Here is a 20,165-nt window from a genome sequence, read left to right as displayed (position 1 = left end):
ACAAACACATAGGCGGCAAGGTTGTTCCCGCGTGGAATTCGCCTTTTGCCCGGCTTGGGACATGGAGTTTTACGCCCTGCTCCCGGTTGCCCACTTCCGTGTCGCGCACAAAGAGCCTAAACTTAAGGCCACACTAAAATGCCGTTCGGGGGGAACATGGGCATGGGGCATCAACGCAAGACGACAAGGCAGCGCAGCCGCCACTGGAGCGCCGTCGGCGCGACAGCCGTAACAGCATTCCTGGCTGCCCAAACCGCAATGGCAGCCGATGGGGCAGCAGCACAGCCCTATCACGCCGCTCTGACCAACCACGTGCCGGGCTTCATCACCGCGCCGGGTGAGACCGATTATCTATTCGTCGCCGTCGTCGTGCTGTTGCTGGTGATCCTTCTTGTCATCGGCAATTTTTACTTCCAGCTCCACGCCGTTCCCGAACGGATCGCCCACCGGGCCAACAAGGGCCAGCTGGAGATCGTCGCGGTGCTGGCGCTGATCTCGCTCTTCACCCACAATCACATCTACTGGATCATCGGCCTGCTGCTCGCCCTCGTGCGCATCCCCGATTTTTCGACGCCGCTCTATTCGATCGCCCGCTCGCTGGCCCGGCTCGCAAGCCGCGATGCCGAAGCCGGCCGCGCCAGCATCCCGCCGGCGGCCACTGTTCCGGCAGTCGCTGAGCGGGCGGCCGGTGCGCCGGTGATCGCGATCCCAGCCACCAATGCCCCAGCCGCCAATGCCCCGGTCAAAGGCGCGCCGATCGCGCCGGTGCCGGCCGCCGCTACGCATCCGCAGCCGCCCCGCCCGGCAAATCTGCTGCATGATGGCCAGGAGCCCGGCGCGCAGACGACCCAGCCGGCCCTCAAGACCGGTCCGCGGGGGGAGGAGATCTGACATGCTCGAACTCACGCTCTGCTCGATGCTGACCATCCTCCCCGACTATCTCTACCGGCGCTACGTCCAGGACAAGCGCATCGGCCGCGAAATCACGCTCTACAGCATGTGGTACGAGTTGCGCTGGGGCATAACCGCCTGTCTGCTGCTCACCATCTCGCTCATCACCATGATCTTCTATTTCCACCCCTCCACGAAGAGCGTCACTGCCGTCTTCCGCACCGTCACCATACTGCCGGAAGCCATCGGACGGGTCGACGAGGTCTATGTCGGCGTCAATCAGAAGGTCGCGGCCGGCGCGCCGCTCTTCCGCCTCGACGATTCCGCCCAGAAGGCGGCCCTTGATGTGGCGCATAAACAGATTGCCGAGGTCGATGCCGAAACCAAGGTGGCCGAAAGCGAGCTTGCCAGTGCCGACGGGGTGATCCGCCAGGCCGAAGGCGCCCTGCAGGTCTCGATCGACGAACTGCAGATGAAGACCCAGCTTCTGAAGAACGACGCCGTTGCCCGCCGCGAGGTGGACCGGCTCACCAATACGGTCGAAAGCCAGCGCGGCATGGTCAGCGCCGCCTACGCCAACAAGGAAACGCTGCAGACGAAACTCAACGTCCTCCTGCCGGCAAAGAAAGCGAGCGCCGAGGCGGCCCTGGCGCAGGCCCAGGTCGAGCTTGACAAGACAGTCGTCAAGGCCGGCGTCAGCGGCACCGTCCAGCAGTTCACGCTGCGGCGCGGCGACGTGCTGAACGCCATGCTGCGTCCGGCCGGCATCCTCGTTCCGGAAGAGGCCGGCCGCGGCACGCTGGTTGCCGGTTTCGGCCAGATCGAGGCGCAGGTCATGAAGCCCGGCATGGTGGCCGAGGCCACCTGTGTCGGCAAACCCTTCACCATCATCCCGCTCGTCGTCACCGAGGTGCAGGATGTCATCGCCGCCGGCCAGCTACGCCCTACAGATCAGCTGGTCGACGTCACGCAACTGGCAAAACCCGGCACGCTGACGGTCTTCCTGCAGCCCCTCTTCCCCGGCGGCCTCGATGACGTGCCGCCCGGCGGCAGCTGCATCGCCAACGCCTATACCAACAACCACGATGCGCTCGCCGATCCCGGTATCGGCACCTTCAAGTGGATCGGCCTGCATGTCATCGATGCGGTCGGCGTGGTGCACGCCATGATCCTGCGTATGCAGGCGCTGTTGCTGCCGGTTCAGACGCTGGTGCTGACGGGGCATTGAAGGGCATAGAGGAAGACGAGCCTGGTTTCCAGTAGATCGGCCGAGATGAGCGCCGCAAACGACAACTTCACCCGCGCACTCGCCCTCATCCCAGAAGGCTACAGTGAAGGCAGCTTCGAGGCCGGCCGCTGGGGCGCGACCGTCAAGCGCTCGGCCGATGGCAAGCGCATCTGGCTCTATGCCGAAGATCTCGCCGGCACCGATATCGTCAGCTTCAACCTCTACCTGCTGGAGACCAGCGGCAGCACCCTGAAACCCTGCGAAATGTCGTCGCAGAAAGTCATCGCCTTCGTGCTCGGCTACCGGCCCGACACGCCTTAGCCGATACTGCCGGCAAAGCGTTCGGCCAGCCGCTGCCCCTGAAAAGCCTCGATGACGAAATCGACGAACACCCGCGTCTTCAGCGGCAGCAGCGTCTTATTGGCGTAATAGATCGAGATCGGCCCTATATCGACATACCAGGAGGGCACGAGCCGGATCAGTTCGCCGCTGTCGAGATAAGGCAGCGCATCGGGTTTCGAGATCAGCGTGACGCCGAGACCGAGAAGGGCGGCACCGCGCATGGCAGCCGGATCGTTGACGACAATCTTTGGCGCGAGATCGACAGGCTGTTCCTCTCCCGCGGCGTTACGCATCTGCCGCAGCGGGATGCGCCCGGTATTGATCGACTTCAGGACGATGCCGTCGAGCCCTGCGAGCCCGGCCGGATCGACCGGCGGCACGCGGCCCTGCATATAGGCGGGTGACGCCACCGCCACGAGATGAGCCGGCGCAAGAGGCCGCGCCACAACGCCCGAGGCAAGCTCGAAGCCGCCGCCGATCGCCGCATCGTAACCCTCCCCGATCAGATCCACCTGCCGATTCTCGAACATCCATTCCGGCCGCACCAGCGGATAGCGTTTCATGAAATCAGGCAGCATCGGCAGGATATAGCCCGTGCCTAAACCCGGCGGCAGGCTGACCTTCAGCACGCCCGCCGGCTCCGCCTGCTCCTCGGAGATTTCGGCAATCGCCCCCTGCAGCCCTTCGAGATGATCGCGCACGGAGAGAAGAAAGCGCTCGCCCGCCTCCGTCAGCGTCAGGCTGCGCGTGCTGCGATGAAAGAGCCGAAGTCTCAGATTGGCTTCGAGCGCCGCCACATTGCGGCTGACCGCCGCCGGCGTGAGGCCGAGGCGTCTGGCGGCCGCCGAAAAGCCGCCAAGCTCGGCGCTGCGCACGAAGGATTCCAGATTTGCCAAACTCTCCATCTCAGAAGCCTCGCCATCGCCAATCACCTTCAAGGAAGACTTGAAACTGATAGCAGCAACTCCTGTCTAATCAAAGGGGAATGACGGTGCGATATTGGCTGCATCGAAACCAACACGCCATCCAGAAAGGAAAACCTCCCATGTCCATCGGCATCATCGGCGCCGGCAATATCGGTTCCGCCTTCGCCCGCGCTCTTGCCCGCAACGGCATCGCCGCCACCATCGCCAACAGCCGCGGTCCGGAAACGCTGGCCGAGCTGACCGCCGAACTCGCCCCGCATATCACCGCCGGCACCATCGAAGAGGCGGCAAAGGCCGATATTGTCCTCGTCGCCGTGCCTTGGTCGAAGCTGCCTTCCGCCCTTGCCGGCCTGCCGGATTGGGCCGGCCGCATCGTCATCGATGCCAATAACCCGATCGAGGCGCCGCTCTTCAAGCCGGCCGAACTTAACGGCCGCCTCTCCAGCGAAATCGTCGCCGATCTTGTGCCAGGCGCCCGCCTGGTGAAGGCCTTCAACCACCTGTTCGCCAATCTCGTCTCGGCCGACCCGCATGCCGAAGGCGGCAGCCGCCTACTGTTCTATTCGGGCGACGATGCCCAAGCGAAGGCCGAAGTCGCCGATCTCATCGCCCGCCTTGGCTTTACCGGCGTCGACCTCGGCTTGCTCAAGGTGGGTGCGGCCCTGACGCAATTCCCCGGTGGCCCGCTGCCGGCCCTGAACCTCGTCAAGTTCGGCTGACGGAGAAGCAGCATGTCACCTCTCGAAACCGCAAAAACCTTCTTCGCCCATTGGAGCGCCAACCGCATCGAGGAGGCGCTGGCCATGCTCTCGGACGACGTGCTCTACGACAACGTGCCCCTGCCCGATATCGTGGGCCGCCAAAACGTCCGCAAATTCCACGCCGATTTCGGCATCGGCACCGCCTTCAAGGTGGACTGGCAGGTCACGGAAATCGCCGCATCAGGCAATGTCGTGCTGAACGAGCGCATAGATATCTTCACCCATGAAAGCGGCAGCCGGATCACCCTGCCAGTCATGGGCACGATCACGGTGGAGAGTGGCAAAATCACCGTCTGGCGCGACTATTTCGATCTCGCCAGCTTCGAACGGCAGCTGGCTGCGATCAGACAGTAACGGCAGCGGCCATCCGCACCTGACACGGCTCGCGGGAGGTGTTTCACATCTATGCTCCGAATTCGCTGTAGCCGCCGGCAATCGCCTCGTCCGCGAGCTTCAGCAGCGGTTCGTAATCCTCGTCGGAAAGCACTTCGAAGCGGACAAGCCCCAGCGTGTCCCGCACGGCTGCGAGCGAGGGCTCTGCAATGGCGGCGGCAAGTGCCTGCCGCAGCAGCGTCACCTGCTCGTCCGAAGCATCTCCCGCCGTGATGAAGGGCAATCCCGGCCCGGAAACGGTCTCGGCAAGGACGCGCACGCCGCGAAGCCGCTGCGGATCGAAACGCTGGATATTCCCGAAGGTGATGCAGTCGATCGCCGCGCAATCCGCCCTTCCCTGCGAGACCGCATCGATGCTCGCCCCATGGCTGCCGGTCTCGATGACGCCGGCGAAGAACCGGCCATTTTCGGCAAGCGGCGCCACGGATGCCCGGAAGAGATTGCTGCCGGAATTGCTGTCGGGACTGTTGATGGCCGCAATGCTGCCGCGCAGATCCGCCAGCGATCCGGCCACGTTCGTCCTGCTGACGATGATGAAGCTGCGCATCAACGGTCCGTCGCAGCCGGGATGGGAATAAACCGGCGTTGCCACCAGCCGCACCCTGCCCCGCAAGGTCTTCACATAGGGATAGCCGCAGGCCTGCGAGAGCAGGAGATTGGGCCGAAGCCAGGCTTCGTCATGAGCAATGTCGCTATCCAGAGCTTCCGGCAAACCTGCAAGCCCTGCCGCTGCCAACTCCTTGCGAAGAAATGCCCAGAACTCGCCGCTGGCAGCCGCAAGCGGCGGCGGACTGACATACATCGCCATACTTGCGAGAAACACGGCGCTTCCCGCCTCTGTCGCGGCCTGCAGGGAACCCAATTGCACAGCACTCATTGCTGCTGAAACGCCAGCCTTACACCAAGCGCCATGTAGATCGAGCCGATCACCTTGCCCTGCCAGCGGCCGATCGTCCTGTTCCTGTTGAGCCAGCCGCGCACCGAGCCGGCACCGATCGCAAGCGCCGAGGTCACGCAGATGCTGAGCGCCACGAAGATGATGCCGAGCAGCGCGAATTGCCCGATCACCGATCCGCTCTCGGGATGGACGAATTGCGGCAGGAAGGCGAGGAAGAAGAGCGCCGTCTTCGGGTTCAGGATCTCCGTGAATATCCCCTGCCGGAAAGCCTTGCCGGGGCTGATCTCAGGCGCAGCCGCCATATCGAGATTGCCGGGCTTTTCGATGAAGGCCCGGTATCCGAGATAGATGAGATAGGCCACGCCGATGTATTTGACCACCTCGAAGGCGAGCGCCGAAGTGGCGAGCAAAGCCGAAAGGCCGAAGGTCGCCATGGTGGAATGGATGAGATCGCCGACCCCGATGCCGAGCCCCGTTGCAATGCCGGCCCGCCTGCCGCCGCTGACCGATCGGGCGAGAACCAAAAGCGTCGCCGGCCCTGGAATCACCATCAGCCCGAGCACGACGAGAATATAGGTCGTCAAAACGGCGATACTCATCCTTGATGTCCCACCTTCGATTTCCATGACTGAAATAGGCGCGGTCAGATTAACGGCTCTGGCCATCGCCACAATATTCGAAAAGTTTGCGCTGCGACAGCCGCCGGGAAACCTATCCTGCGAGAACGCCCTTGCGTAAAGCACGGAATAGGCGCAGCATTCGAACATCGGCAGCCACTTCAAGGGCGCTGCCGGTTCGGGCGTTAGCCCTGGCCCCAACGAAAGGAGGACGCGATGTCTTCCGACTTTTATCCGTCAAGTCTGTCGCGCAATCTCATCCGAACCGGCGCATTCGCCTACCGCGAGAATGTGGCGCTCGGTATTCTCAATCGTGCCGAAGACGCCGCCCGGCAGCAGCGTGATCGTTTCGAAGCCGTCGGAAGTTTCGCCGCTTTTCCCGATTTCAGCCACGGGCCGCAGGCCGGGCGGGGAACAAACGCACGGCCTGTCCATTCCCTGGGGCAGTTGCGTCTTTCCACATTGGCAGCTTCTCTGGACAAGCGTTCCGGCATCAGACCCCTGCCCCTTTGATACCGCGGCGACCGCCGGCCAGCCGGCGGCAGGCTGCAATACCTGATCTGTCCCGCATCACCACACCAGGAGGAAACCATGGCCAAGGGTCAAGTGCGCAGCAACAAAGAAGCCCGCAAACCGAAGAAAGACCGCTCTGCCTCAGCGGCACCTGCCGCCGCTCCCGGTACGCAGGTCAAGATGGCAAGCAGCAGCACGGGCAGCGACAAGAAGAAATAACGCCCGCCCCGGCGCGACGGCCTTTCGGCCGTCCCGCCCACCCTCCGAGAGGATCGCAATATGACCACCGACAAGCGTGCAGCGGAAAATCTCTTCCGCGCACCGCAGCCCGAAAAAGCCTCCGATGCCGAAAAGCTTCAGGATGTTCGCAAACGGCTGCGCTTGAGACAGCGCGAAACAAGGCAGGACGAACGCCGCGAGCGCCAGAAGACGCGGGCGGGCTTACCCGTCGTTTCATCCTGAAACCGCCGGCCCCGCCTAGAAGACCTGTGAGGCCTGGAGACCTGCAAGACCCCAGAATGGATCGGCCATATCAAGGAACGAGCAAGGACGATCACGTGGCAGAATTCGACTATATGACCGAAGCCGGGCTTTACACCGGCAAGACATTGCGCGGCACCCGTGCCCCCCGCTATAAGCGCTTCGAAACCGCCGCAGAAGCCGTGCGCTTTGCCATGGAAGACATGCCCGGCTCGCAATTGCGCGGCTGTGTGCTGGAAGTCAATGAAGCCCGCTTCGACGAAAAGCAGATCCGCATGCTTTACGATGCGCCCGCCTATCCGCTTTCTCGCAGAGACAAGTGAGGGGCGCGCGCCATGGTCAGTGCCGCCTCATGAAAATAGGGAGGCAGGATGACGATTTTTTCCGTCCGCCACATCACGTCCTACCATTACAAAAAACCGGTGCATTTCGGTCAGCACCGGCTGATGTTCCGCCCCCGCGACAGTTTCGACCAGACGCTTTTGAGCTGCAGCCTCGATATCCTTCCCCGGCCGGCATCCGTCCGCTGGATTCACGATGTCTTCGGCAATTGCATCGCGCTCGTCGAGTTCGCCGCCGCCTCCGCCGAACTGCGCTTCGAATCCGTCATCCGCCTCGACCATACGGCGCAGGTTCCGCTCGATCTCTCGATCGACTCCGAGGCATTGAACTTTCCCTTCGCCTATGACGAGGACGAGGCGGTCGATCTCAAACAGACGATCGTCAGGCACTATCCCGACCCCGGCGACGAGGTCGGCAGATGGGCGCGGCAATTCGTGCCCTTGGGCCATCAGGCGCGCACCGGCCACATCCTGATGACGCTCTGCTACGCGATCCACGAGAGCTTCAGCTATGCCAGGCGCTCCGAACATGGCACGCAGCCGCCTCTCACCACGCTGCGGCTGCGCAGCGGCACCTGCCGCGATTTCGCGCTGCTGATGATGGAGGCGACCCGCTCCCTCGGCTTTGCCGCCCGCTTCGTCACCGGCTACGTCTATGTGCCCGATCGCGACGGCTCGGTGACACTCGGCGGCGGCGCGACCCATGCCTGGTGCCAGGTCTATCTGCCGGGTGCCGGCTGGGTGGAGTTCGATCCCACCAACGGCATTGTCGGAAACCGCGACCTGATCCGGGTCGGCGTGGCCCGCGACCCGCGCCAGGCCGTCCCGCTGTCAGGCAGCTATGATGGCGGATCGGGCGATTTCGACAGCATGCGCGTACAGGTCAACGTCACCACGGAACAGGAATATGATGCCGCAAGGGCGGGGTGACGGAACGCCTCGCCCACTTGTGCATTCGCCTGCAGGACGTTCATTTGACCAAGGGAACCACGACCCCATGAAGATACGCGCAGGCTTTCACATCGGCTATGAATGCAAACACGAAACGCCGATGCTGCTGGTCCTCAACGTCCATCCCTCCCGCCGCGTGGATCTGCTGACCGAACAGGCGCTCGTTTTCGACCGGCCGATCGAGGCCTGGTCCTATACGGACAGCTTCGGCAATACCTGCAGCCGCATCACGGCGCCACCGGGTCTCACGACCATCTCCACCGAATTCGAGATTTATGACAGCGGCCTGCCTGATCCCGTGCCCGAAGACGCCCTCCAGCACGCTATCAACGATCTGCCCGACGACGTGCTCGTCTACCTGCTCGGCAGCCGCTATTGCGATACCGACAGGCTCGCCGATTTCGCCTGGAAGACCTTCTTCAAGAAGCCGCCGGGCTGGCCGCGCGTCCAGGCGATCCTCGATTTCACCCACAAGCGCATCGCCTTCGACTACCAGAAAGCCGACCCGCTGCGCACCGCCTTCGGCGGCTATACCGACCGATCGGGCGTGTGCCGAGACTACGCCCATCTCGCCATCACGCTCTGCCGCTGCATGAACATCCCGGCGCGGTACTGCACCGGTTATCTCGGTGATATCGGCGTGCCCAAAGACCCGAACCCGATGGATTTCAGCGCCTGGTTCGAGGTCTATCTCAGCGGCCGCTGGTACACCGCCGACGCCCGCCACAACACGCCCCGCATCGGCCGCATCCTGATGGCGACGGGCCGCGACGCCACCGACGTCGCCATGTCGACGGCCTTCGGCCCGGCAGCGCTCAAACGCTTCGAGGTGATTACGGAGGAGATGCCGGTCTGATGGAGTGAGGAAACGAACGCTTCATTCAAAGAGTTCGGCGTGCGTACCGGCAGTCACGAACACGACCAGATTCTTCTTGTCGTCTAGGGTGTAGATGAGCAGAAAGTCCCCACCGATGTGACACTCTCGATGATCTTTCCAGTCACCCGTCAGCTCGTGATCCCTCAACTCGGCCGGCAAAGGAGCGTCATTGTCGACAATCAAACCGACGACCTTCTTCAGCGCGACCATGTCGTAACGGCCGGACCTCGAAAGGCGCTCCCAATCTTTCTGAAATTGTTTGGTATGGCTCGATTGCCGCGGCAGAGAAGCCCGCTTGGTGGAAGCGGGCTTCGCTCGTCTCCTGTCACTTGGCAAGCGTGCTGCCCTCAAGTGACTGAATCAGCTCTTCGGCAGTCTCGAAATGCTTGCCATGATCCGCCTTGATCGCTCTTGCTTCTTCCATCGCAGCGATCGTCCTGGCATTCGGTCGGGTGAGTTCGACCGGAAGAGCTTTATCTCGGGCGATTCTGGTCAGAACGATGCGGATAATGTCCGAGGTGGTCAGTCCAAGGCTATCGAGCACCAAGGCGGCATCATCCTTCACCGAAGAGTCGATGCGGGCACGTACATAGGCGTTTGCCGCCATCTTCAGCCTCCTTGTTGAGTTTGATATGTATGTAGCTCAATTGAGCAACGCTTTCAAGAAACGTTCCCTGTCAAGATCGGCTTCACTGAACAGCATTTCAGCCCTGATCGCTGAAACCTCTCTCACTCCGCAAAGCGCTCGTTTCATGCAGCAGCGCACCGAGGCGGTTGCAGGCGATCGCCTGTCCGTTCAGACCCGCTTCAGCGCCGCGAGATCGCCGCTCTCCAGCGCCGGCAGATTGGCCTCGATCTTGTCGATCGGCCAATCCCACCAGGCCAGATCGAGGACCTCGCTGATGACCTCGACGGGATAGCGCATGCGAATGATGCTCGCCGGATTTCCGCCGACGACCGCATAGGGCGGCACATCGCGGGTGACGACCGAAGAAGCGGCGACGATTGCCCCGGCGCCGATCCTGACACCCGGCATGATGACGGCGTCATGGCCGATCCAGACATCATGCTCGACGACGGTATCTTTCACCGGCAGATCCTTGTAGCCGAAGGTTTCCGGCTTGAAGATGCGGAACGGATAGGTGGTGATGCCGCCCATCGGGTGATTGGCCGAACTGGTGATGAAATAGCTGCCGCGGGCAATCTGCACGAACTTGCCGATCACCAGCCTCTCCCGGCAACTCGGCCCGAGATAGGGTGCCAGGATCTCGGCCGTCTCCTCCAGCTTTCCGTAATGCGTGAAATAGCTGTAATCGCCGATCTCCATGCGCGGATGATCGATGACATTCTTCAGATACACCGTCGCCTTCGAAACCCTGCCATCGGGATAGGTGATGGGAAAGACTGAATTCGCATCGAGAAGCGGCATGGAAAGACCTTTGCGCGGGGTTTTACGGCAGCGGGTGCTGCCGCCGGACGGAATCCAGAATCAGGATTCCCTATAGCCGATCCATCGGCAGGATCCAAAATCTCTCGCCTTCAACCAATGCCCGCCACCCTTCATCGCCCTCTCACATCCCGGTGCTAGAGCAACTCCCGCAGACGGGGCAACAGTCTCGCGCCCGCAATAGCCTGAACAAAAGCCCCGTCAAATGGCGGCCGCCTTATGGACAGAGCGCCGCCGACGCCTATCTGCCGCATCTGTAAATTCAACAGGAGGGAAAGCCATGTCAGAACTCGTGGTGCTTGGTTTCGATACCGCCGACAAGGCGGATGCCGTGCTCAACCGGCTCGTCCAGCTTGAGAAGGAATATCTCGTCGATCTCGAAGACGCCGTCATCGCCGTGCGCGATGCACAGGGCAAGGTGCGCCTCAAGCAGAGCGTCAATCTCACCGCAGCAGGTGCCGCAAGTGGCGGCCTCTCCGGCGCGCTCTGGGGCTCGCTCGTCGGCCTGCTCTTCCTCAATCCGCTCGCCGGCATGGTCCTCGGCGGCGCCTTCGGCGCAGGCTCCGGCGCACTCGCGGGGTCGATGACCGACTACGGCATCGACGACGACCTCATCAAGAAACTCGCCGACACCATCCCCGTCAACAGCTCCGCCCTCTTTCTGCTGCTGCGTAAAGTGCAGCCCGAAAAGGTGCTGGCCGAATTCAAGGGCGAACACGCCACCATCCTGCGCACCTCGCTCTCGCCGGAGCAGGAGGAGCAACTGCGCAAAGCGCTGGCGACGGAGCCGGTGGTGGCCACGCCGGCGGCGTGAGAAGGATCGAGAATAGTCACGATGTCGGGCGCAACACGCGCCCGGCAAACACCGAGACGGTGACCACCCGCTTATTCTTGTCATGCAACGTAAGATCGATTACATATTCTTAAGATCAACGTGAACCTGCAATGTAACGAGTCCTATGTTTGAATAGGAGACTCAACATGACGAGACAGCCGAAGAACCACGGTAAGCCGTGGACCGCTGACGAAGTAAACCAGTTGAAGCAGCTTGCCAAAGAGAATACGCCAACTCGTGTTATGGGGCTTAAGTTGGGACGGACGCCCGAATCCGTTCAATCAAAGGCAAGCAGCGAGGGCATTTCGCTAAAGCCGACAAACCAGAGCCCTTACAATCGTGGGCCAAAGTAATCGCTTGTTCGTAGAGTTTGCGCTCTTCGTTGGTCCAAACGTAATGGTGTTCGGCAAAAGCAACGTGAGCGTCTAACGCTTTTCTGAGCGGCGGCAACTGACTATCTTCCCAGCCGCTCCTCAAAACACTTTTCGACGTTGTCGGTTTCAAGTTGGAGGCCGGCTTCGCGGAAATTGTCGATCTGGGGCCTATGCTCTTCCAGCTTGGACGTACGTTGGTTCCTCAAAGAGAGCCTCGTGAATAATCAGCGTGTCACCATCAATTTCAAACAGCAAAGTCAAATCTGGCTGCGAAATCGACCGAGCGCCAGGAGAGTAAACAGCTCTGGTTTTCCCACTCTCCGTAACATAGTCACCAAGACTCGGATCGTGAAGTATCGCCCATGTAAGGGCGTCCCAAGCGAGTTGGGCGCCTTACCAACGTCCGCACGCCGAGTCCAATTGCTTCATTGCCGTTGGTTGCTCGACCAGATGCACTAGGGAAGTCCAAGCTCCCTAGCGCGCCGCCTGGCCCACTCCATTTGCCTTTCATTCGGTTCCCTAATGCGGGATACAAGAACCGAATGAAACGGCAGAACCTCATTCATCTTGGCTATCTCCCAGCCAAGATCATGCGATTCCTCACTTATGGAGGCAGCCGTATGATTATTGGCGATATGATCGGCCCAATAATCGATGTGCTCTAATTCGCCTGCTGAGAACCACTCTCTCTTTGGTGGTATGAGAGACCTGAACTGCCAATGCCCATCAGCGTCTTTCGATTGAGCTATGTAACCCATTTCAGTGAGCTCACTGCGTACCTGCATTCCATACTTTGGGATCGGACCATACTTCTGCCTTAGATATTGAGCGCCGGTAATAGATTTACCCAATAAGACAAAAGACTTGGCGTCGGAGAACCATGCAGTTTTGTATAGTTTAGTAGCACCAAATCCCGGGCGAGCGCCGACTTTCCAAATCACATAGTGAATTAGATGCTTTAATCGCTCTTTGTCGTAAGGCCTATCTGCCATTCTCTTTCTCTTGAGCGGAACAAGCCAGCTAGGTTTGCACACTTAAGCTTACTTCACGCTTGCTGCTTATATAGTAAACGCTTGCGACGGGCACCAATCAAGGCTTATCGCGCTCCCGGATTGTTAATGCTAGACGCAATGCGTCGCTAGGACGGTGTTGGTGATTTCATAGACTTTCTCCTCGCCAAAATATTCCATAGGACCATATTCGTAGGCAGGCCACGGAGGCGACCGACATAGGTTTCTTCAATCTTTACGGCTTTGAATGTACGTGAAGTCGTCCGCTCCTTGAGTTTGTTGCCGCTTGCTCAGTTGAGTTTGTCGAATATACAATCACTCAACGCAGCCGATCGAGGCCCTCACCCTAATCGCCTCCCCCAACGGCGCCTCCAGCCGAAACTCGAACCCCGCCGCCTCATACCGCATCTCCGCCTTCCCCTGAAACGAAGCCGGCAGCAGCTTTCCGATCATCCGCGCGCCAAACCCCTCCCGTACCGGTGGGCTGGTCTCCGGTCCGCCGCTTTCCCGCCACCGGAAGGTGAATTGCGGCTCTCCTTCGGCATCGCGGCCAATGTCCCAGGTCACTTCCACCATCCCCGCCTCACTGCTCAGCGCTCCATATTTCAAGCTGTTGGTCGCAAGCTCATGCAGCGTCAGCGTCATCATCAACGCCTGTTGCGGGGCAAGGTCGAGATCGGGGCCTGAAATGCGGATGCGGTCGCTGAAATCGCCGACCGGGATCAGCCCGGCCTGCACGATGTTGTGCAGGCCCGCGTCCGCCCAGGCGGTCTCCGTCAGGATATCGGTCGCGCGCCCGAGCGAGACGAGGCGCGCGCTGTAGGTCTCTGCCGCCTCTGTGAGATTGTCGGCCTGGCGAAAGGTCTGGTTGGCGATCGATTGCACGAGGCTGAGAACGTTTTTCAGCCGATGGCCGAGTTCGCGGTTCAGGATCTGCTGGCGCTCGCGGGCGCGTACCCGTTCGGTCACGTCGGTCGCCATGCCGAACCATTCGGCGATCTCGCCCTTCGCATCGAAGATCGGGATGGCGCGCGAAAAGGTCCAGCCCTCTTTGCCATCGGCCCGGCGCACGCGGTGTTCGAGCTCAAAGGGCCGCCGCTCTCGAATGGCATGCGCAACCGCCAGGCGGATGCGCGCCCGATCCTCGGGAAAGACATAGTCCTCGATCCAGCGCACCGTCGGCCCCTCGACATCGGAGCCGCGGCCGTCGAGCTGGCGCATCTCCTGCCAGTCCGCGCTCATGCGATACACGGCATCGGAAGTGGCATTGATCAGCGCGCGCATACGCTCCTCGCTGCGGCGCACCGCCTCCTCCGCCCGCCGCCGCTCGGTGATGTCCTGCATCACGGCAAGCAGCCGCGGCGGCTTCTGGCTGAGGCGGGAGACGAACATTTCCAGCACCATCTCCTGCGGCTCGGACTCCCGCTCGAAGCGGATGGGCTCGCCGGTCTCCAGCACCCGGTCATAATCGTCGTACCAGTCCTCCACCTCATCGGGGAAGAATTCGCGGATCGTGCGGCCGCTGAGATCGGCGATACCGAACATCGCCTGCATCGCCTTGTTCATGGCGATATAGCGATAGTCGCGCAGCCCATCGGCCCGGACAGGCAGCCGCTCGATGATGCAGGCGCCCTCGTCGACGCAATCGAACAGTGCCCGATATTGCGCCTCGCTTTCGCGCAAGCTCGCTTCCGCCTGCTTCCTGTCCTCGATGTCGCGAATGATGATGGCGACCTGCCGCTCTTCGGCCGCGCCGAGGCGGAAAGCATGGACCTCGCACCAGCGCCCGCCGGGCCCATCCGCCCGATGCTCGAAGCGAGCAGGCTCGCCCGTCAGCGCCACCTTGCCATAAATATCGAACCATCCCTCATGGCTCGGCGCAACCTCCCGCATCGTCCGCCCGGCGATCGCGGTCAGCCCCGTCTGCCGCTCGAAGGCCGGGTTGGTCAGCAGGAAACGACAGTCACGCACCCCGCCTTTGCCATCGAACAGCACCTCGATGGTGCACAACCCGTCGTCGATGGAATCGAAGAGAATTCGGTAGTGATGTTCGCTATCGCTCCCCGCCATTTCCGCCCGACCGTAGCCATGTGACTCGGTGCCCATCCAACCCGCCTTCGAGACCGCTCCTGTCCTCACCCCTCGCAAGCGCATCGGCAAATACAGATGCATCCGCTGGCGATCGCCTGCGCCTGATGACCGGCCATTCCTACTGCCTAAACTAGCGCTGGGCGGATGATTTCCAAGGGAGGGTTTGGGGCGTGAATCCGTCAGAGAAGCATGCCGAAACAACATCGCCGTCAGCGAGACATGCACGAGATCAAATATAGGGGATGGCCTGAACCGTGAACTCATCGGGTCAGCCGAGCCGGGAAAGGCGGGGAAGGCATGCGGCTTCTGTAGCCTCAATATCGGCTTGATCGATCGCGTCGGTATCCTCCGCCGCTCAGCTGCGCCCAGGTTGCGGCGCAAAACAGCCTCGGTCGTGCAAGTGAAAACCCCCCGCCTACAGGGGGATGGACTCTCGCGGCACCGCCTTACATCTCCCGAGACATCGAGGATTTTAGAAAGCGGTGCGGCAGTTTAAGCCCCTCCCCTTGTGGGGGTCCGAAGGACGGGTCGAGAGCCGTGGCTCGACCCCGGTCACGTTTGGGGCGAGGTCTTTTTTCGACGAGTCGAGACAGCGGCGTCATTGTCCCAGCCACAACGACCCGTCATCCGCCTACGGCACCACCGCCAGCACCGGCGTCGCCGCCACCAGCACCACATCCTCGATCTTTCCGGCAGGCGTCACCACCCTCGCCTCGCCGGTCTTGCGGGCGCGGTCGAGCCTGGCGAGGATCTGCCTGCCGCCGGCAAGGCCACAGATGGAAAGCGCGCCGATTGCGCCGGGCTCGATGCCATCGGCCGGCGCAAAGAGCAGCACCGCGTCGTCCCAGATCGACAGCGGACCGGAGGAGGCGCGCACCTCGGCGGCGATGATCCGCCGGTTGCGGCTAGCGCCGATCGAAAGCTGCGCCTTGTCGAGCACGGCCTGCGGCAGGGGCTGCGGCTCTGAAAGAGCGCGGACTTCGCCGTCGTCGCCGATCACGGCCGAGAGCAGGATCTTCTGCCCCGGCCCTTCGCCTTCGCTGGTCGTGCCGATACGCCCGGCAATTCCCGCATGGTGTATGACCTCGCTGACGGATACGCCGAGGAAGACAGCGATCTCTACCGCCTCCTCCATCGTCATGCGGCGCTTGCCCGAGAAGGTGCGGGAGACGGCGGAGGCATCCTTGCCGAGATGGCGGGCGAGCGCGCGCAGCGATTGCCCCCTGCCGTCAAGCTGGTTGTGAAACCACTCGCCATCGATTTCAGCCATCGAGTTCCCCCATCAGCGCCCCATGCACATATGCAACGTTGCTTATTTGTTGCAAAAACCGCAACGTGGCGCAAGCAACCGGACCGGGCTTTTTAGCCTCAACCTTTGACATGGTTGATCTGTTCAAGTTGCATCATCGCCTGAATTTCGGCCGGAAAAATGCCCTCTCCGCTGCCGAAACACAAAAGATAGGTATTTTTTCCTATATCGGATTGACGTTGCGATTTCGACAACATAATCTCAACTTCAACAACGAGAGCCGCATCAGATGAGGGAGGATCAGCATGGCTAAGGCGAAGACGCCCTGGCAGAAAGTCGCCGCCAAATTTGCGCTGCCGCCTTCCAGGCTCGCAGCCGAACTCCAGCGTCATCGCTCCAAGATCTGCAGGGCGCTCAGGGACGAACACGGTCTCATCAACGGCCGCGACCAGCTGCTGCTCTTGCAGGCCGCGAGACGCCGCGGCGTAACGCTTGCCCCCTCGGACATGACGCCGGAGGAGGAGGATGCGTAAGGAGCCGCTTTCCATGCTGGCGCAATCGGATCTGATCGACACACTGATCGGGCGCTGCGTCATGCGCGACGGGGCTGCGGCCGGCGAGACGCTGCTCTTCATCGATAGCGAGACCCTCGACGACCTCGTGCATCTCGCCAACCGGCTGCGACGCCTTGCCCTCTTCGAAGACCGCATCCGCGCGATGGCGCCTCAATAGGCATCGGCCCCGCCGGAAAACCAATCGGAAAACCAGTTCGCCAAGTCAATTCGCATTGTCACCAGAATTCTTAGATCCAGTGAGGACCGATATGCAGACGATCACCACACGCCCGCCCACAGCGCCCGCGCCCGCCCCGCTCACCATCACCAAGCCCCTGCTCTGCCCCTGCTGCAAGCAGCCGGTCACCACGCCGCAGCCGGAGATCGTCATCGATCGCTATGGCCTGACGCCGATGGAAGGCCGCATCTTCCAGGCGGTCTGGAAGGGCAAGGGCCTGCCCGTCGTCACCGAGCGCATCTTCACCGCCATGTATATCGACGATCCCGATGGCGGCCCCTCACCGGACAAGATGTATCTCGCCTTCAAGGTTGCGCTTTGCCACATGCGTCAGAAGCTCGAAGGCTCCGGTATCGGCATTGCCACTGTCGGCTATCGCCGCGGCTACCGGCTGGTGCTGGAAGGCAAGTTTCCCGCCGCCGCATCCCGCTGAATCCCCGGCACGAATAGGTGAAATGACCACGGCCGCCGCCCGTTCCGCGCCGGCCGTGTTGCGATTACAACAACATTCCTTGCAAGAGCCGCAACATGCCTTCAGATGTCGAACGGCTTCGCCGCGACGTGTCGCTGTCCGAGACGGCGGCGCGCTATGGCTGCAGGCTCAAGAGGAACGGGCATGAGCATGTCGCCTGCTGCCCCTTCCACGCCGAGGAGACCCCGTCCTTCACCGTCTTCAGAGGACAGGATGGCATCGAGCGCTTCCATTGCTTCGGCTGCGGCGCCGGCGGCGATGTGCTGGATTTCGTGCAGCAGATCAGGAGTGTGGATCTTGCGGAAGCCATCCGTATCCTCGATGGCAGCGATCATATCAGGCCGAACCTAACCCCGCGCGCGCCGCAGGGGCGCGACCCTTATGACGGCATCACACCGCTTGCGCCTCCGTCCGAGGCGGTCAAGCCGGGCGTCCGCATCCGCCTCTACAACCCGAAGCGCAAGGGCGATCGCTCCGAATGGGGCTCATTTTCTCCCTCCATGGTTTTTCCCTATCGGCAGGCCGATGGCGCGCTGATCGGCTATGTGCTGCGCCATGACCTCCCCGATGGGGCTAAGGAAACGCCGATGGTCATGTTCGCCCGCCTGCCCGACGGCAAGGAGACCTGGTGCCGCTATCCCTTTCCCAAGCCGCGCCCGCTCTATGGCGTCGAAACGCTCGGCATGACGAAGCAGGTGATCGTCGTCGAGGGCGAGAAATGCCGCGACCGGCTGGCTGCGAAAACGGGCCGTATCGTGCTCTCCTGGGCCGGCGGCACGCAGGGCGTCAAACACACCGACTGGTCGCCGCTATCGGGCCGCGATGTGGTGATCTGGCCGGATTTCGATGCGCCTGGCCTTTCGACGGCAGAGGAGATCGCCGCCATCCTCGCAGGCCTCGGCGCCCGCGTCCGGCTGACGGGTCTTGCCGATGCGAAGGCCGCCTCGGATATCGCGCACTTCGCCTATTCCGACTGGCAGGCGGGCCGCCTTCCCGGCCGCAGCTGGGATAGTGCCGATGCCGTCGATGCCGGCTGGACGCGCCTCGAGCTCGATGCCTTCATGCGCGCCACCATCCGCCGCCACATGCCCGCCCCGGTCGAACCGCCGCCGGCAGCGGAAGAGCAGCACCCGCAGGCACCGAAAGCGCCGCCGACCGGCGCCGACGGCATAGACCGCATGCCGGAATGGTTTCCGAGCCAGCCCTTCGGTTCCGAAGTCTGGCTGGCGCGCATCTTCGACGAGCACCTGGCGGAAGCCTGCGGAGGGCGGATTGTTCGCGCCGACGGCAAGTTCTGGGCCTATGGCCCCTCCGCCTGGCGCCCTATCCCCGAACAGAAACTCCGCCTTGCCATACATGCCTTCGATGCCATCGGCATCGGTCCGAAGGAAAAGCCGCTGAAGCTCGGCAGGCACATGATCGACGGCATCCTCAACGAGTTCGGCACCCGCACTGCCGATGCCGGTTTCTTTCGCAATCCCGCCATCGGCGTCAACGCGCTGAACTGCACCATTACGCTGGATGAGACCGGCAAGGTGATCTGCCGCCCGCATGAACCGGATGACCGCTTCCGCTTCACAATCGCCGCCGATTACAACCTGCACACGGAAAACACTCCGCCCGAGGGCTCGCTCTTACACAAGCTGCTCCACGGCGCCTTTCAGGGCGATCCGGATGCTGCCCGCAAGATCGACCTTGTGGCCGAAATGCTGGGGGCTGCCGCCTTCGGTCTTGCCACCCGCATCCGCCAGCCGAAGGCCTTCATCCTGCTCGGCGAAACCGCCAGCAACGGCAAATCCACCATCGCCTCGCTCTTTCGCGCGCTCCTGCCTGAAGGCGCCGTCTCCTCCATCTCGCCTGCCTTCTTCAATGATGAGAAGCGCATCATCAATCTCTCGGGCAAGGCGGCAAACGTTGCAGACGAGTTGAGCGCGGCGGCCATATCAGGCGAGGAGTTCAAGGCGGCCGTGACCGGCAACCCGATCGAAGGCCGCAGACTTTACAAGGATGTCGAGAGCTTCATCCCCCGCGCACTCCATTGCTTCACAACCAACACGCTGCCGCGGTTCAACGGTGGCATAGACCGCGGGCTCCGCCGCCGCCTCGTCGTCATCCAGTTCAACCGCAGCATTCCCGAACACGAGGTCATCCCCGATATCGCCGAGCGTATCGCGAAGGAAGAGCTGGAACTGCTGCTCGGCTTTGCCGTAGCAGGCGCCCGGCGGCTGAAGCGCAACGGCCACTACACCATCCCCGAAAGCTCGAAGGAGGCGCTGAACGCCTGGCTGCTGCTCGATCCGCTCAACGAATGGTTCGATATCCGCATCGAGCCCACATCGAACGAGCCCGCAGGAGGCTGGCTGCGCACCGTAAAACTCTTCGAGGACTTCCGTAAATGGGCGATCGAACAGGGCTATCGCGAAAGCTTCCTGCCGCCCGTCAACACCTTCTCCCAGCGCCTGAAATCCATGCCCGATGTGCACCTCGTGCGGTTTGCGAACGGCATGGTGGCGCAAGGCGTGAGGCTGAAGGAAAGCGCGATGAGCGCCGCAGCCAGCTACGCCGATGTGTTCTGAGACGCGGGCACGGAAGGCGCAGGACGCGGTATGAGCCGCCCCTGCGGCTGCCTTGGGCTGATTGTCTGCACCATAGCCCTTTTTGATTAGGTTTCATCGTG

The 20,165-nt window shown here is 61.9% G+C and carries 25 protein-coding genes and 1 pseudogene; 17 read left to right on the top strand and 9 right to left on the bottom strand.

What is annotated here, in order from left to right; genetic code table 11:
- Window positions 1–258 precede the first annotated feature (258 nt).
- The 3 genes and pseudogenes from JNB85_RS31130 to JNB85_RS20865 all read left to right on the top strand — a co-directional run.
- Window positions 259–627 (top strand): annotated as a pseudogene (locus JNB85_RS31130) (hypothetical protein); the annotation flags it as partial.
- A 265-nt stretch (window positions 628–892) separates the two neighbouring features.
- Window positions 893–2,119 carry an HlyD family secretion protein gene (locus JNB85_RS20870; RefSeq protein WP_220336207.1) on the top strand — a complete coding sequence of 409 codons (1,227 nt, stop codon included), beginning with the start codon at window positions 893–895 and terminating at the stop codon, window positions 2,117–2,119.
- A 45-nt stretch (window positions 2,120–2,164) separates the two neighbouring features.
- Window positions 2,165–2,440, top strand: coding sequence for a hypothetical protein (locus JNB85_RS20865; RefSeq protein WP_220336206.1), 276 nt, complete (start codon window positions 2,165–2,167; stop codon window positions 2,438–2,440).
- Here the strand turns inward: JNB85_RS20865 and JNB85_RS20860 are convergent.
- Window positions 2,437–3,366 (bottom strand): LysR family transcriptional regulator, encoded by a 930-nt coding sequence (locus tag JNB85_RS20860; RefSeq protein ID WP_220336205.1) that lies wholly within the window; start codon window positions 3,364–3,366, stop codon window positions 2,437–2,439. The genes JNB85_RS20865 and JNB85_RS20860 overlap by 4 nt on opposite strands.
- A 140-nt stretch (window positions 3,367–3,506) precedes the next feature.
- Between JNB85_RS20860 and JNB85_RS20855 the strand changes: the two genes are divergently transcribed.
- Window positions 3,507–4,106 (top strand): NADPH-dependent F420 reductase, encoded by a 600-nt coding sequence (locus tag JNB85_RS20855; RefSeq protein ID WP_220336204.1) that lies wholly within the window; start codon window positions 3,507–3,509, stop codon window positions 4,104–4,106.
- Window positions 4,107–4,118: 12 nt separating this feature from the next.
- A complete protein-coding gene (locus tag JNB85_RS20850) occupies window positions 4,119–4,502 on the top strand; it encodes a limonene-1,2-epoxide hydrolase family protein (RefSeq protein WP_220336203.1) in 384 nt (127 codons plus the stop codon).
- Window positions 4,503–4,551: 49 nt separating this feature from the next.
- Here the strand turns inward: JNB85_RS20850 and JNB85_RS20845 are convergent, their stop codons facing one another.
- Both JNB85_RS20845 and JNB85_RS20840 read right to left on the bottom strand, forming a co-directional pair.
- Entirely contained in the window at window positions 4,552–5,364 is an 813-nt protein-coding gene (locus JNB85_RS20845) for a phosphate/phosphite/phosphonate ABC transporter substrate-binding protein (protein ID WP_220336202.1), read from the bottom strand.
- Window positions 5,365–5,414: 50 nt separating this feature from the next.
- Window positions 5,415–6,038, bottom strand: a complete 624-nt coding sequence (locus JNB85_RS20840; RefSeq protein WP_220336201.1) for a LysE family translocator — start codon at window positions 6,036–6,038, stop codon at window positions 5,415–5,417.
- A 234-nt stretch (window positions 6,039–6,272) separates the two neighbouring features.
- On the opposite strand from JNB85_RS20840, the gene JNB85_RS20835 reads away from it, so the two are divergent.
- The 6 genes from JNB85_RS20835 to JNB85_RS20810 all read left to right on the top strand — a co-directional run bounded on the left by JNB85_RS20835 (window position 6,273) and on the right by JNB85_RS20810 (window position 9,197).
- Entirely contained in the window at window positions 6,273–6,569 is a 297-nt protein-coding gene (locus JNB85_RS20835) for a hypothetical protein (protein WP_220336200.1), read from the top strand.
- 78 nt (window positions 6,570–6,647) lie between these two features.
- Window positions 6,648–6,788: a hypothetical protein gene (locus JNB85_RS20830; protein ID WP_220336199.1), complete on the top strand. Its 141-nt coding sequence runs from the start codon at window positions 6,648–6,650 to the stop codon at window positions 6,786–6,788.
- Between the two features lie 60 nt (window positions 6,789–6,848).
- Window positions 6,849–7,031: a hypothetical protein gene (locus tag JNB85_RS20825; RefSeq protein ID WP_220336198.1), complete on the top strand. Its 183-nt coding sequence runs from the start codon at window positions 6,849–6,851 to the stop codon at window positions 7,029–7,031.
- A 95-nt stretch (window positions 7,032–7,126) separates the two neighbouring features.
- Window positions 7,127–7,372 (top strand): hypothetical protein, encoded by a 246-nt coding sequence (locus tag JNB85_RS20820; protein ID WP_220336197.1) that lies wholly within the window; start codon window positions 7,127–7,129, stop codon window positions 7,370–7,372.
- Between the two features lie 48 nt (window positions 7,373–7,420).
- A complete protein-coding gene (locus JNB85_RS20815; RefSeq protein WP_220336196.1) occupies window positions 7,421–8,320 on the top strand; it encodes a transglutaminase family protein in 900 nt (299 codons plus the stop codon).
- 67 nt (window positions 8,321–8,387) lie between these two features.
- Window positions 8,388–9,197 carry a transglutaminase-like domain-containing protein gene (locus JNB85_RS20810; RefSeq protein WP_220336195.1) on the top strand — a complete coding sequence of 270 codons (810 nt, stop codon included), beginning with the start codon at window positions 8,388–8,390 and terminating at the stop codon, window positions 9,195–9,197.
- A gap of 21 nt (window positions 9,198–9,218) precedes the next feature.
- Here the strand turns inward: JNB85_RS20810 and JNB85_RS20805 are convergent, their stop codons facing one another.
- The 3 genes from JNB85_RS20805 to JNB85_RS20795 form a co-directional block, all read right to left on the bottom strand.
- On the bottom strand, window positions 9,219–9,554 hold the full coding sequence (locus tag JNB85_RS20805) for a type II toxin-antitoxin system YafQ family toxin (RefSeq protein ID WP_220336194.1): 336 nt from the start codon (window positions 9,552–9,554) through the stop codon (window positions 9,219–9,221).
- Window positions 9,544–9,825, bottom strand: a complete 282-nt coding sequence (locus tag JNB85_RS20800) for a type II toxin-antitoxin system RelB/DinJ family antitoxin (RefSeq protein ID WP_220336193.1) — start codon at window positions 9,823–9,825, stop codon at window positions 9,544–9,546. Before JNB85_RS20800 ends, JNB85_RS20805 begins: the two co-directional genes overlap by 11 nt.
- Window positions 9,826–10,014: 189 nt before the next feature.
- Window positions 10,015–10,647, bottom strand: a complete 633-nt coding sequence (locus JNB85_RS20795) for a CatB-related O-acetyltransferase (RefSeq protein ID WP_220336192.1) — start codon at window positions 10,645–10,647, stop codon at window positions 10,015–10,017.
- Window positions 10,648–10,945: 298 nt separating this feature from the next.
- On the opposite strand from JNB85_RS20795, the gene JNB85_RS20790 reads away from it, so the two are divergent.
- Entirely contained in the window at window positions 10,946–11,479 is a 534-nt protein-coding gene (locus JNB85_RS20790) for a DUF1269 domain-containing protein (RefSeq protein WP_220336191.1), read from the top strand.
- 850 nt (window positions 11,480–12,329) lie between these two features.
- On the opposite strand, the gene JNB85_RS20785 is transcribed toward JNB85_RS20790, so the two are convergent.
- From JNB85_RS20785 to JNB85_RS20775, 3 genes are all read right to left on the bottom strand, one after another.
- Window positions 12,330–12,866 (bottom strand): Panacea domain-containing protein, encoded by a 537-nt coding sequence (locus JNB85_RS20785; protein ID WP_220336190.1) that lies wholly within the window; start codon window positions 12,864–12,866, stop codon window positions 12,330–12,332.
- Between the two features lie 333 nt (window positions 12,867–13,199).
- Window positions 13,200–14,990: a PAS domain-containing protein gene (locus JNB85_RS20780; protein WP_220336189.1), complete on the bottom strand. Its 1,791-nt coding sequence runs from the start codon at window positions 14,988–14,990 to the stop codon at window positions 13,200–13,202.
- Between the two features lie 616 nt (window positions 14,991–15,606).
- A complete protein-coding gene (locus tag JNB85_RS20775) occupies window positions 15,607–16,245 on the bottom strand; it encodes a helix-turn-helix domain-containing protein (protein ID WP_220336188.1) in 639 nt (212 codons plus the stop codon).
- 65 nt (window positions 16,246–16,310) lie between these two features.
- Here JNB85_RS20775 and JNB85_RS20770 point away from each other — a divergent pair, with 65 nt between their 5' ends.
- The 5 genes from JNB85_RS20770 (at window position 16,311) to JNB85_RS20750 (ending at window position 20,064) form a co-directional block, all read left to right on the top strand.
- Window positions 16,311–16,517: a hypothetical protein gene (locus JNB85_RS20770; RefSeq protein WP_220336187.1), complete on the top strand. Its 207-nt coding sequence runs from the start codon at window positions 16,311–16,313 to the stop codon at window positions 16,515–16,517.
- 12 nt (window positions 16,518–16,529) lie between these two features.
- The gene (locus tag JNB85_RS20765; protein ID WP_220336186.1) at window positions 16,530–16,757 is read left to right on the top strand and encodes a hypothetical protein; all 228 of its coding nucleotides are present in this window, start codon (window positions 16,530–16,532) and stop codon (window positions 16,755–16,757) included.
- Window positions 16,750–16,956, top strand: coding sequence for a hypothetical protein (locus JNB85_RS20760; RefSeq protein WP_220336185.1), 207 nt, complete (start codon window positions 16,750–16,752; stop codon window positions 16,954–16,956). The genes JNB85_RS20765 and JNB85_RS20760 overlap by 8 nt, the downstream gene beginning before the upstream one ends.
- A 91-nt stretch (window positions 16,957–17,047) precedes the next feature.
- Entirely contained in the window at window positions 17,048–17,449 is a 402-nt protein-coding gene (locus JNB85_RS20755) for a hypothetical protein (RefSeq protein WP_220336184.1), read from the top strand.
- 95 nt (window positions 17,450–17,544) lie between these two features.
- Window positions 17,545–20,064, top strand: coding sequence for a CHC2 zinc finger domain-containing protein (locus JNB85_RS20750; RefSeq protein ID WP_220336183.1), 2,520 nt, complete (start codon window positions 17,545–17,547; stop codon window positions 20,062–20,064).
- The last annotated feature ends 101 nt before the right edge of the window (window positions 20,065–20,165 follow it).

It is taken from the genome of Rhizobium mesosinicum, assembly GCF_019511345.1.
Lineage (GTDB): Bacteria > Pseudomonadota > Alphaproteobacteria > Rhizobiales > Rhizobiaceae > Rhizobium > Rhizobium mesosinicum.
Note: the sequence above shows the minus strand (reverse complement) of the source record. Positions and strands in the feature narration are given on the sequence as shown.